Annotated in this window: 12 protein-coding genes and 1 other annotated feature; of the genes, 3 read left to right on the forward strand and 9 right to left on the reverse strand. The window is 55.6% G+C overall.

The window, feature by feature from the left end; genetic code table 11:
- The first annotated feature begins 56 nt into the window (after positions 1 to 56).
- Positions 57 to 1,733 carry a YbaL family putative K(+) efflux transporter gene (gene ybaL, locus ACFX4O_RS03920; protein ID WP_131406073.1) on the forward strand — a complete coding sequence of 559 codons (1,677 nt, stop codon included), beginning with the start codon at positions 57 to 59 and terminating at the stop codon, positions 1,731 to 1,733.
- An 80-nt stretch (positions 1,734 to 1,813) separates the two neighbouring features.
- On the opposite strand, the gene ACFX4O_RS03925 is transcribed toward ybaL, so the two are convergent.
- From ACFX4O_RS03925 to ACFX4O_RS03965, 9 genes are all read right to left on the reverse strand, one after another.
- On the reverse strand, positions 1,814 to 3,118 hold the full coding sequence (locus tag ACFX4O_RS03925; RefSeq protein ID WP_380207419.1) for an inosine/guanosine kinase: 1,305 nt from the start codon (positions 3,116 to 3,118) through the stop codon (positions 1,814 to 1,816).
- 63 nt (positions 3,119 to 3,181) lie between these two features.
- Entirely contained in the window at positions 3,182 to 4,144 is a 963-nt protein-coding gene (gene hemH, locus ACFX4O_RS03930) for a ferrochelatase (RefSeq protein WP_380207421.1), read from the reverse strand.
- A 124-nt stretch (positions 4,145 to 4,268) separates the two neighbouring features.
- Complete coding sequence (gene adk, locus ACFX4O_RS03935) at positions 4,269 to 4,913, reverse strand: adenylate kinase (protein WP_131406070.1); 645 nt, start codon at positions 4,911 to 4,913, stop codon at positions 4,269 to 4,271.
- A gap of 222 nt (positions 4,914 to 5,135) precedes the next feature.
- Positions 5,136 to 7,010: a molecular chaperone HtpG gene (gene htpG, locus ACFX4O_RS03940; protein ID WP_380207423.1), complete on the reverse strand. Its 1,875-nt coding sequence runs from the start codon at positions 7,008 to 7,010 to the stop codon at positions 5,136 to 5,138.
- 108 nt (positions 7,011 to 7,118) lie between these two features.
- Positions 7,119 to 7,724 carry a recombination mediator RecR gene (gene recR / locus ACFX4O_RS03945; protein WP_380207425.1) on the reverse strand — a complete coding sequence of 202 codons (606 nt, stop codon included), beginning with the start codon at positions 7,722 to 7,724 and terminating at the stop codon, positions 7,119 to 7,121.
- Positions 7,724 to 8,053, reverse strand: coding sequence for a YbaB/EbfC family nucleoid-associated protein (locus ACFX4O_RS03950; protein WP_007373594.1), 330 nt, complete (start codon positions 8,051 to 8,053; stop codon positions 7,724 to 7,726). Before ACFX4O_RS03950 ends, recR begins: the two co-directional genes overlap by 1 nt.
- Positions 8,054 to 8,134: 81 nt before the next feature.
- On the reverse strand, positions 8,135 to 10,069 hold the full coding sequence (gene dnaX / locus ACFX4O_RS03955) for a DNA polymerase III subunit gamma/tau (RefSeq protein WP_380207427.1): 1,935 nt from the start codon (positions 10,067 to 10,069) through the stop codon (positions 8,135 to 8,137).
- Positions 8,738 to 8,802 (reverse strand) — a sequence feature (DnaX frameshifting element). Its footprint overlaps the gene before it by 65 nt.
- 121 nt (positions 10,070 to 10,190) lie before the next feature.
- Positions 10,191 to 10,742 (reverse strand): adenine phosphoribosyltransferase, encoded by a 552-nt coding sequence (gene apt / locus ACFX4O_RS03960; RefSeq protein ID WP_017459999.1) that lies wholly within the window; start codon positions 10,740 to 10,742, stop codon positions 10,191 to 10,193.
- A 153-nt stretch (positions 10,743 to 10,895) separates the two neighbouring features.
- Entirely contained in the window at positions 10,896 to 11,273 is a 378-nt protein-coding gene (locus ACFX4O_RS03965) for a DUF454 family protein (protein WP_380207430.1), read from the reverse strand.
- 68 nt (positions 11,274 to 11,341) lie between these two features.
- Here ACFX4O_RS03965 and priC point away from each other — a divergent pair, with 68 nt between their 5' ends.
- The gene (gene priC / locus ACFX4O_RS03970; RefSeq protein ID WP_131406066.1) at positions 11,342 to 11,869 is read left to right on the forward strand and encodes a primosomal replication protein N''; all 528 of its coding nucleotides are present in this window, start codon (positions 11,342 to 11,344) and stop codon (positions 11,867 to 11,869) included.
- A 13-nt stretch (positions 11,870 to 11,882) separates the two neighbouring features.
- Entirely contained in the window at positions 11,883 to 12,038 is a 156-nt protein-coding gene (rsmS, locus tag ACFX4O_RS03975) for a pleiotropic regulatory protein RsmS (RefSeq protein ID WP_131406065.1), read from the forward strand.
- Positions 12,039 to 12,042 lie beyond the last annotated feature (4 nt).

The following is a 12,042-nucleotide window of genomic DNA, read 5'->3' on the forward strand; positions in this document are numbered from 1 at the left end:
TAACTCAGTTACCGGTTATCACCCCTGGGATCCACGTATCAACGAAAGGAGACGGAATGCATCACGCCACACCGCTTATCACCACCATTGTCGGCGGCCTTGTGCTCGCTTTTATCTTCGGCATGCTTGCCAATAAACTGCGTATTTCGCCACTGGTGGGCTACCTGTTAGCGGGTGTATTGTCCGGGCCGTTTACGCCGGGTTTTGTCGCCGATACACAACTCGCGCCTGAGCTGGCGGAGCTGGGTGTGATTTTGTTGATGTTCGGTGTCGGGTTGCATTTCTCCCTGAAGGATCTGATGGCGGTAAAGTCCATCGCCATTCCCGGTGCGATCGCACAGATTGCTGTTGCGACGTTACTGGGCATGGCGCTTTCCGCGATGCTGGATTGGTCATTAATGACCGGTATCGTTTTTGGGCTCTGTCTCTCCACTGCCAGTACTGTGGTGCTGCTGCGCGCGCTTGAGGAACGGCAGCTTATCGACAGCCAGCGCGGGCAAATCGCTATCGGTTGGCTGATCGTGGAAGATCTGGTGATGGTGTTAACGCTGGTGTTGCTGCCCGCGGTCGCCGGAATGGCTGAGAAAGGTGATGTCGGGCTAGCGGCGCTGGCGGTGGATATGGGCATCACTATCGGCAAAGTGGTGGCTTTTATCGCCATCATGATGCTGGTTGGCCGTCGCCTGGTGCCGTGGATCATGGCGCGTAGCGCGGCGACCGGCTCACGCGAGCTGTTTACGCTTTCCGTATTGGCGCTGGCGCTGGGTATCGCCTTCGGCGCGGTTGAGCTGTTTGATGTTTCGTTTGCGTTGGGCGCGTTCTTCGCCGGGATGGTACTGAACGAATCCGAGCTCAGCCACCGGGCGGCGCACGATACGCTGCCGCTGCGTGATGCGTTTGCGGTGCTGTTCTTCGTCTCTGTCGGTATGTTGTTCGATCCGCTGGTTCTTATTGCGCAGCCGCTGGCGGTACTCGGTACGCTGGCGATCATTATCTTTGGTAAATCGGCGGCAGCGTATCTGCTGGTGCGCATGTTTGGTCACTCGCCGCGCACCGCGCTGACCATTGCCGCAAGCCTTGCGCAGATCGGTGAGTTCGCCTTTATTCTGGCGGGCCTGGGCATGTCGCTGAACCTGCTGCCGCAGGCCGGGCAAAATCTGGTACTGGCGGGTGCTATCCTGTCGATTATGCTCAACCCGGTACTGTTTACCCTGCTGGAAAAATACCTCGACAAAACCGAGACGCTGGAAGAGCAAACGCTGGAAGAGGCTATCGAAGAAGAGAAACAGATCCCGGTGGATATTTGCAACCACGCGCTGTTGGTAGGTTTTGGCCGCGTCGGCAGCCTGCTGGGTGAAAAACTGATGGCACAAGGCATTCCGCTGGTGGTGATTGAAACCTCACGGACTCGCGTGGATGAACTGCGTGAGCGCGGTATTCGCGCGGTGCTGGGCAATGCGGCCAACGAGGAGATCATGAGCCTGGCGCATCTCGATTGCGCCCGCTGGCTGCTGCTGACCATTCCGAACGGTTACGAAGCCGGGGAGATTGTCGCCACCGCGCGTGAGAAGTGCCCGCATATTGAAATTATTGCCCGCGCGCACTACGACGATGAAGTGGATTACATCACTGAACGCGGTGCTAATCAGGTAGTGATGGGCGAACGCGAAATCGCCAACACTATGCTGAGATTGCTGGAAAAACCGCCGGTTGAAGAAGCGGTAACGGGTTAAGCAAGAAAAGGCCGGAAAGCTTACGCTACTCCGGCCAGTGTCTCATCAGCTTGTCTGTCCGGCATCGTCGGGCAATCACATCACCGTTCCCAGTACGCCTCTTCGAGGCTATCTTCACGCTCTGGCAAGCCACGCGTCAAACGCGGTGAGTGCTGGTTCAGCACCTGGTAACTCACGCGGTTGGCGTATTTGCACACCTGCGCCAGCGAAGAGTACGTCAACCAGGTGAATTTGTGTTTGCTCGAGTTCGGCACGTTGGTGCGGTGATAGTTGTTGGCGGTGATGTCATGCAGTAACGCCGCCAGCGCGCCATCGCCCGCCCCGTTGGTATTCATAATTTTTTCCGGCCCGCCCATATACGGCGCAATGTGCGAGTAAATGCGCAGCGGATGTTCACAATCTTTGTGGCGCAGCGCTCGGCTGAACTCATACTGGTTGAATTCAGCAATTGCGCCCGGCAGTAATGGATGCTGTGTTTTGCGCTTCGCTTCATCTTCGGTGAAACCGGCCATATACAACCCAACCGGGCCAGCGGTGCATAACACCAGATCGACCCAATCCAGCGCTTTATCGGCCGCCAGCAGCGGATCGCTTTCACCGGTCAACGCCAGACCTTCCTCTTCATTCATCGCCAGTATCGACACATTCTCTTTGAGGAAATCGCGCCACCACTGCGGGTTATCGGCAATCACATATTTGGTACCCAGCGTCAGCACCACCGGCACATTATGCTTTTTGGCATACGTCACCGCCTGCATAGTTGCTTCCGGCATTGGCTCGCCGGGATTACAGCGTACCAGGTAAGAAGAAAGCACCAGCGCGGACGCGCCGGCAATAACCGCTTCCGGAATACTCTCCGGGCGTAGCTGGTTCATATGGCCTGGACTGATAGCGAAGGTGCGCTCACCACTGTCGCTAATCAGCGTGAAGCAACGGCCAATCGCGCCATCCACGCCTTGCAGGTAGTTGAGATCGGTACGACTGGAAGTGTTGCACAGGTAACGGTAGGCATAGCTGCCGATTTTCACGTTGTCGCACATAACGCCGAGCAGCACCGAACGATCGTCCGCCAGCACCGAGTAGTTGTGCATGGTGTTGCCAATGGTGCCACCCGCGAACTGGTGAGTGATCAAATCGTTACTGACCAGTTCCTGATAGAGCGCTTCCGCAACATCGTCGGCGATCACCAGCGAATGACCCGCACTCAGGCCATAACGGGCAATAAACGCATCATCCACTTTCGCCTCGATATCCACCAGCGTCTGGTCGATACCGACCACCCAACAGGTACCGGATTCGCTCTCGGGCTGAATTTGCTGTAACAGTGGATCGCGGGCATTAACGGGGAAATAGTGTTTGGATTTACGTTTACCGGGAAATTTCATGATTGTAATAAGCGCTATACATTCGGGCTGAGAATGTTAACACACTCTCAGCCCGCGCTGCGATCAGCGATATTTGGCCGTCAGATTGACCATCATCTCGATATGTTCAGGGGAATCGTTAAGCGCCGGAATGTACTCATATTTTTCGCCACCGGCCTCAAGGAAGAATTCGCGGTTTTGCACGGCGATCTCTTCCAGCGTTTCCAGGCAGTCGGCTGCAAAGCCCGGCGACATCACCTGAATGTGCTTGACACCTTTCTCGCCGAGCATCTTCAGCGTTTCATCGGTGTAAGGCGTCAACCACGGTTCGCGACCAAAGCGTGACTGGAACGTCATCATCACCTTTTCCGGTGGTAAATCGAGCGCGGAAACCAGCTCGCGCGTGGTATCGCGACAGCGCTGCGGGTAATCGTCCCCTTCTGCCGCATAACGCTGGGGAATGCCGTGATAAGAGAGCAGCAGTAAATCCGGCTCGCCGTGCTGCGCAAACGAGGCACGCACGCTGTTGGCGAGCGCAGCGATGTAGTCCGCATCATCGGCGTAGTCGCGAATAAAGGAGACGCCCGGAATATGGCGCTTTTTCGCCAGAATGCGCGCCAGCTCGTCCCACACGGCTGCAACCGTGGAACAGGAGTATTGCGGGTAGAGCGACAGCACCACAATATGCTCAACCTCCTGTGCCAGCAGTTCATCGACGGCACTTTCCAGCGACGGCGAGCCGTAACTCATACCGAGTACCACCGGCACATCCGGCAAGCGCGCCGCCAGAGCCCGCTGCTGCCTGCGGCTGTAAACCATCAGCGGTGAGCCTTCTTCCATCCAGACCGATTGATAGAGTTTGGCGACACGGGGAGAGCGAATGGGCAGGATCACACCACGCAGTAGCGGCCACCACAGCAAGCGCGGCGTATCGACAACGCGTTTGTCACTTAAAAATTGCCGCAGATAGCGTTTTACTGCTTCGGGAGTAGGAGCATCGGGAGTGCCCAGATTGGCAAGCAGGATGCCGGTTTTCGCCTGACTCATTCACGCCTCTTAACCTTTTGAATGGTTGGTAATTGTAGCGTAAAAGCGGTTAAACGGAACCCATTGCTGTGATAGGTAAGATGAGAAAAATTCTCACCCGGAGACTCCGGGTGAGCGAGCGCGATTAGCCGAGGATTTTTTCCAGCTCTGCGCGCACATCGGCAACGGCTTTGGTGCCGTCGACTTTAGCGTATTGGGTATTACCCGCCTGCGCTTCTTTCTGGTAGTAGCCGATCAGCGGCGCGGTCATCTGGTGGTATTCCACCAGGCGCTTACGCACGGTCTCTTCCTGATCGTCTTTACGCGTGGTCAGCTCTTCACCGGTCACGTCGTCTTTGCCTTCCACTTTCGGCGGGTTGAATTTGATGTGGTAAACGCGACCGGAAGCAGCGTGTACGCGGCGGCCAATAATGCGATCGACGATCAGCTCGTCCGGCACGGCGAATTCAAGAACGAAATCAACCTTGATACCGGCTTCTTTCATCGCGTCCGCTTGCGGAATGGTGCGCGGGAAACCGTCCAGCAGAAAACCGTTACGGCAATCTTCCTGGGCAATACGCTCTTTCACCAACGCGATAACCAGCTCGTCAGTGACCAGCTTGCCCGCGTCCATGATGTCTTTTGCCTGTTTGCCCAGTTCGCTGCCGGATTTTACAGCGGCGCGCAGCATGTCACCGGTAGAGATTTGCGGAATACCGTATTTCTCCATGATGAACTGAGCCTGAGTTCCTTTACCCGCGCCCGGAGCGCCAAGCAGAATAATACGCATTGCGAAAATCCCCTCAAATGTTGGTTCAATTTTTCAAAAAGCGCTAAAAGATACCACCAGAACGACCCGCGCTCAAGGAAGCGGGATCGGCTGAAACGGTTAATGATACGTTTTCTTAGGGTGCGCGAGAGGTAGAGAGGAAAGTACCCGGTAACATCGGCAAGACGGGAATGCGGGAGTACAAAGATAAAAAAGGGAGGCCAGATGCCTCCCTGTGTTTGCTTATGAAACCAGCAACTGGTTCATTCGGCGGATAAACTGGTTCGGATCTTCCAGCGTACCGCGTTCGGCAAACAACGCCTGATCCAGCAACAATTCAACCCATTCGTTAAACTGGGTGTCGTCCTGCGTATCAGCCGCGCGTTTCACCAGTGCGTGATCCGGGTTGAGCTCGAAAATGTATTTTACTTCCGGCGCATTCTGACCCGCAGCGGCGAACAGTTTTGCCATTTGGGTACTCATCTCATCGGCATCGGTCACCACCACGGCAGGCGTATCGGTCAGACGATGGGTCAAACGCACTTCTTTCACGCGCTCACCGAGCAGAGATTTCACGCGCTCAACGAACGGTTCCAGCGCTTTTTCGGCTTCTTTTGTGCTTTCATCCACTTCGTCTGCCAGCTTGTCCAGCGAGGCGTCGGCCTTGGCAACTGACTGGAACGGCTTACCGTCGAACTCGGTCAGGTAGCTCATCATCCACTCGTCGATGCGATCGGAAAGCAGCAGCACTTCGATGCCTTTCTTACGCAGCAACTCCAGATGCGGGCTGCTCTTCGCCGCGGCGTAGCTGTCGGCGGTAATGAAGTAGATTTTTTCCTGCCCTTCTTTCATGCGCGACACATACTCTTCCAGCGACACAGTTTGTGCGGAGGAGTCGTTGTGCGTGGAGGCAAAGCGCAGCAGTTTGGCGATCGTTTCCAGGTTCGCGTGGTCTTCGCCCGCGCCCTCTTTCAGCACCAGTCCAAACTGTTGCCAGAAGGTCTGGTATTTTTCTGCGTCATCTTTCGCCAGTTTTTCCAGCATTTGCAGCACGCGTTTGGTCAGCGCGGTGCGCAGGCTGCGCGTAACGCTGCTGTCCTGCAGGATTTCACGCGAAACGTTGAGCGGCAGGTCATTAGAATCCACCAGACCACGCACAAAGCGCAGATAGTTCGGCATGAACTGTTCGGCTTCATCCATGATAAACACGCGCTGAACGTAGAGTTTCAGGCCGTGTTTATGATCGCGGTTCCACATATCCCACGGCGCCTGTGACGGAATGTAAAGCAGGCTGGTGTACTCCTGTTTACCTTCCACACGGTTGTGGCTCCAAATCAGCGGATCGGTAAAATCGTGGGAGATATGTTTGTAGAATTCGTTGTATTCGTCGTCTTTGATTTCCGCTTTGTTACGCGTCCACAGCGCCTGCGCTTTGTTGATCTTCTCCCAGGAAACGACGGTTTCACCGTCTTTCTCTTCCTGTTTTTCGATCTCTACCGGCAGGGCGATATGGTCGGAATATTTGCTGATGATCGAGCGTACACGCCAGTCGTTGAGGAAATCGTCTTCCCCTTCACGCAGGTGCAACGTGATTTCGGTGCCGCGATCGGCTTTGGTGATATCGGCAACGGTGTATTCACCCGCACCTTCTGATTCCCAGAACACGCCGTTTTCAGCGCTTTCGCCCGCCGCGCGAGTGCGTACTGTCACTTTATCGGCAACGATAAACGCCGAATAGAAACCAACACCGAACTGACCAATCAACTGGCTGTCTTTCGCCTGATCGGAGCCCATCGACTCCAGAAATGCCTTGGTGCCCGATTTTGCAATCGTCCCCAGATGGTCAATCACTTCATCCCGCGTCATACCAATGCCGTTATCGGCAATGGTCAGCGTACGGTTCTCTTTATCAAAGGAGACGCGCACATGCAGATCGCCATCGCCTTCGTACAGTTCCGGTTTGGACAGCGCGCGGAAACGCAGTTTGTCCGCCGCATCCGAGGCGTTGGAGATAAGCTCACGCAGGAAAATTTCTTTGTTTGAATAAAGAGAGTGGATCATCAAGTGCAGAAGCTGTTTCACTTCAGACTGAAAACCGCGAGTTTCTTGTCCTTTCATTGGGAAAACCTCAACAATGCCATTTACAAGGTAAAAATACGTTGAGGGAGAAGTGGGGATATTGGCGGGAATTTTCAAGCGGAGGCAAAAATTTCTGCCTCCGTTTGGTTAAAAACGAATCTTGTGACGGCCGGCCAGCGAGTGCGACAACGTCGTCCCGTCAACCATTTCCAGCTCGCCGCCCACCGGCACGCCGTGGGCGATACGGCTGGCTTCCACACCATACTGCGCACAAAGTTCAGCAATATAGTTGGCGGTCGCCTCCCCTTCCACCGTCGGATTGGTGGCGAGGATCACTTCCTGGATTTTTTCGGACTCCAGACGCTGCTCCAGCCGGTCAAGGCCAATGTCGTCCGGGCCAATACCGTCGAGCGGTGACAGATGCCCCATCAGCACAAAGTAGCGACCAGAGAATTGCCCGGTCTGCTCAATGGCGTAGATATCTGCCGGGCTTTCCACCACGCAGATTTGACCGTTTTCATGGCGTCGTGGGTTGCTGCAAATGTTGCAGACCTCCTGCTCGGTGAAAGTGCGGCAATCGGCACAGTGGCCGATTTCCGACATCGCCCGAGTGAGCGCCTGTGCCAGCCGCATGCCGCCGCTGCGATCGCGCTGCAACAGCGTAAACGCCATGCGCTGAGCCGACTTCGGGCCAACGCCCGGCAGGCAGCGCAGTGCTTCCATAAGCTGCGTTAACAGCGGGCTGGTCTGCATCAGAACGGCATCTTAAAGCCTGGCGGCAGAGACATCCCGGAAGAGACGGACGCCATTTTCTCTTTCTGCGTTTCGTCAATGCGGCGAGCAGCATCGTTAAAAGCAGCGGCAACCAGATCTTCCAGCATCTCTTTGTCGTCTTCCAGCAGGCTCGGATCGATCTCCACGCGACGGCAGTTATGCGCACCGTTGATGGTCACTTTCACCAGACCTGCGCCCGATTCGCCGGTCACTTCCAGCTGCGCGATCTCTTCCTGCATTTTCTGCATTTTTTCTTGCATCTGCTGGGCCTGTTTCATCAGGTTACCCAGACCGCCTTTTCCAAACATAGGCTTCTCTCTTTAGCTGTGGTGACTGACCAGAGTGATAAGTCACATTCAGGGTTGAAAACGGGTAGCCGCAGCTGCCCGTCAAAGGGGGCGAATACTCTCTTCGTCCAGGTCCGCATCGAAAAAACGTTGCAGCGTCTGGATGTTGTTATCCGCAATGATCGACTCGCGCGCCTGCGCAAGTTTTTCCTCATAGATTGCCTGACGCCACTCCAGCGGCGTACGCACTGCCGGATTATCATCTTCAATGATAGTCAGTTCAACCGCCGCGCCATGTAATTCACTCAGCGCCTCGCCCAGTGTTTTCAACGCACCCTGCGAATTAAGATGGCGCTGCGAGCTGCGCAAATGCAGGCATACCCGTTCGCCGTCCTGCTCTTTCCAGGCGTTCAGCGCCACTTGCTCGACCAGTTTCGGTAATTTGAGCAGGCTGACTTCTTTTGCCCATGCGTCACGTTCGACCGCTTCTTCCGCCAGCTTTTTCGCCAGTTCTGGCGTTTTTTCATGCTCCAGCGCTTTTTTCAACGCTTTTGGCGTGGCGACAACTTCTTTTACCGTTTCCACGACCGTTGTCGCTTTCCAGCGGTAGGCTTCTTTTTTGGCCGGAGCCTGTTCGAGCGCCGACGGTGCCGGGCGCGATTGTACACGCTCGGTGACCGAAGCCAGTCGTTCCAGCGCGGCATTACTCACCGGCCGCGCGCGGGTTGCGGCTGCCGGTTCACTCTTTTTTGCTTTGTCTGCTCCCTGTGCGCGTTGCAGTTGCCTGCGCGCCGCCAGTACCTGACTGGTCGCCTCAGGCATCGGCGCATCTGGCGGCGGCACCTGTGAAGGCATTTGCTCTGCTGGCGCAACCTGCTGTGGCGAGACAACCGCCGTGGGCGCTACGGGAGCAAAAGATTGTTGTGGCACTTCCGGCGCGGCCAGCGGCATCCGCGGGTGGAAAGCCAGTGCGCGCAGCAGCGTCATCTCGACGCCCATACGCCTGTCTGGCGCAAACGGCAGCTCTTTGCGGCCAATCAGCAGCGTCTGGTAATAGAGCTGTACATCAGCGGGCGACACCGTGCGAGCCAGTTCGCGCAGACGGTGTTCGACCGGTGCCATATCGCTGCCAAGTGCCGCAGGTGTAAGCTGAACCATCGCGATGCGGTGCAGTAACGTTTGCATTTCCAGCAGCAACGCATCCCACTCGACGCCACGCGAGGCGGCATCGTTCACCAGCGCCATAGCGCGCTCACCGTTAGCGGCGACAACCGCTTCAACCAGCGACAGCGCCTGGTCGTCATTCAGCGTGCCGAGCATTGAACTGACCACGTCGGCGGAAAGCTGACCGTTGCCGCTGGCTATCGCCTGATCGGTCAGACTCAACGCATCACGCAGGCTGCCGTCGGCGGCGCGCGCCAACAGTTGCAGCGCGCGAGGTTCGTGTTCGATCTTCTCGTCATCGAGAATATGTTCGAGCTGGTTACGGATCTGGTCAACATCCAGCGCTTTAAGATGGAACTGCAAGCAACGGGAGAGAATGGTTACCGGCAGTTTTTGCGGGTCGGTGGTCGCCAGCAGAAATTTGACATGCTCGGGCGGTTCTTCCAGCGTCTTTAACAGCGCGTTAAAGCTATGACGCGAGAGCATATGCACTTCATCGATGAGATAAACTTTGAAACGCCCGCGCGCTGGTGCGTACTGCACGTTATCCAGCAGATCGCGCGTGTCTTCTACTTTGGTACGCGAGGCGGCGTCAATTTCGATCAAATCAACAAAGCGGCCCTGCTCGATTTCACGGCAGTTATCACAGACACCGCACGGTGTGGCGGTGATGCCGGTTTCGCAGTTAAGCCCCTTCGCCAGCAAGCGGGCAATAGAGGTTTTTCCGACACCACGGGTGCCAGAAAACAGATACGCATGATGGATGCGTCCTGAGGATAAGCCGTTCGCCAGTGCGGTCAGCACATGCTCCTGGCCGACGACGTCAGCAAAAGTTTGTGGTCGCCATTTTCGGGCTAAGACCTGATAACTCATTGGCAGGCTCTGAAACGCTGGAAGGTGGATTTACGAAGGGATAATGCTAACACAGCCAGGCTGTGAATACACTCCATCCCTCAGGCGCGAGGAATGGAGGTTATTGGCATAAACAGCGCGATTAATGCCCCGGGAACGGCACCAGGCTATAGCTGGTAATGCCCTGTTTTTGCAGGCGCTGCTCGCCGCCGAGATCGAACAAATTAATGATAAATGCGGCATCGGTCACTTCGCCACCCAGACGACGAATCAGTTTAACCGTCGCCTCAATGGTGCCGCCCGTTGCCAGCAAATCGTCTACTACCAGCACTTTATCGCCGGGCTGGATCGCATCAACGTGGATCTCTAACTGATCGGTGCCGTACTCCAGCTCATAGCTTTCGGCGATGGTTTCGCGCGGCAATTTACGCGGTTTGCGCACCGGTACAAAACCAACGCCCAGACCGAGCGCAACCGGCGCGCCAAACAGGAAGCCGCGCGCTTCGGTACCGACAACTTTGGTGATCCCGGCATTTTTATAACGCTCAACCAACAGTTCAATGCTGAGAGCGTAGGCTTTCGGGTCTTCCAGCAAACTGGTGACATCACGGAACAGGATGCCCGGCTTCGGGTAATCCTGAATGCTTTTGATGCTGTTTTTAAGAAATTCAAGCTGCTGCGCAGTCGCTGTCATGGATTTTTGCCTGATAGAAACGGTATTACTCACGGTGACGCGCATTGAAGGTTTGATGTAACCACTGATTAACATTTAATCAGCCGCACCCGTGCTCGAAAACGCTCGAATTTACTGGCAGTCCGCCACAATTGCAACTGCCTTCGCTGCGCTTTATGGTTTTTGTTGCTTTGCATCAATCACCGGGATGCGCCACATAAAGAAAAGCAGACAAGCCAGAATGACCAGCAACAGAATACGTACCCACAGCCTATTCACGAAATATAATGAAATGGCGAACGTAACAAGAATGACCGCAATCGCGCGCGGCTTCGCGCCCGGCGGCATTGCGCGGTACTGTTGCCAGTGGCGCAGGTAGCCGCCAAACCAGGAGCGGTAAAGCAACCACTGGTGAAAACGCGGCGAAGAGCGGGCGAAACACCATGCCGCCAGCAATATAAAAGGGGTGGTTGGGAGCAGCGGCAACACCACGCCGAGCGTACCAAGGGCTACCGCCAACCAGCCTATGATGATTAGAATAGTGCGTTGCATAATGCGAATCGTTATCAGGATGAGCGGCTAATGTAGCATAGTCAGGGTGATTTACAGGGGGAAGACGCGTGAAAAGCGACGTGCTTTTGCAGAGGCTGGAACAACAACTCGCGACATTACGCCAGCAGGTCGCACCGCTGGCGCAACACGCCACGGTTAGCGCCCGTTTTGACCGGCATCTTTTTCAAACCCGCAGCACGCGGATGCAATCTTATCTTGATGAAAGTACAGCGAATATGTCGGCGCTACGCCACGCAGTTGAACATGATCGGTTAGAACAAGTGGTCTGGCTGGCGGAACATTTGACCGCGCAAATTGCGGCGTTGACGCGTGAAAGCGCCGTCTGGTCGCTACGCGAGTGGGATCACGCTTCGCCGGGCATCGCGCGCTGGCAGCGCAGGCGCTTGCAGCATCAGGATTACGAGCGCCGCCTGCTGGCGATGAAGCAAGAACGTGAACAGCGTTTGCGCTCAGTGGCTACGCTGGTTGAACAGCAACAGTTGCATAAGGAAGTCGACGCCTTTGCCGACAGGCTGGCTCGCTGCCGCCATGCGCTGGAGAAGATCGAAGGCGTGCTGACGCGCTTAACCCGTTAACCCAGGAGAGAGAATGTCACTGGAAAATGCCCCCGATGAGGTCAAGCTGGCGGTGGATTTAATTATGTTGCTAGAGCAGCATGATATTGCGCCTGAGCTGGTACTCAAGGCGCTGGAGATTGTTAAAAAAGATTTTGAGAACAAACGTCTGGCTTCCCCTCTCCCGTAAGAGA

Source organism: Kosakonia sp. YIM B13571, assembly GCF_042788095.1.
Classification (GTDB): Bacteria; Pseudomonadota; Gammaproteobacteria; order Enterobacterales; family Enterobacteriaceae; genus Kosakonia; species Kosakonia quasisacchari.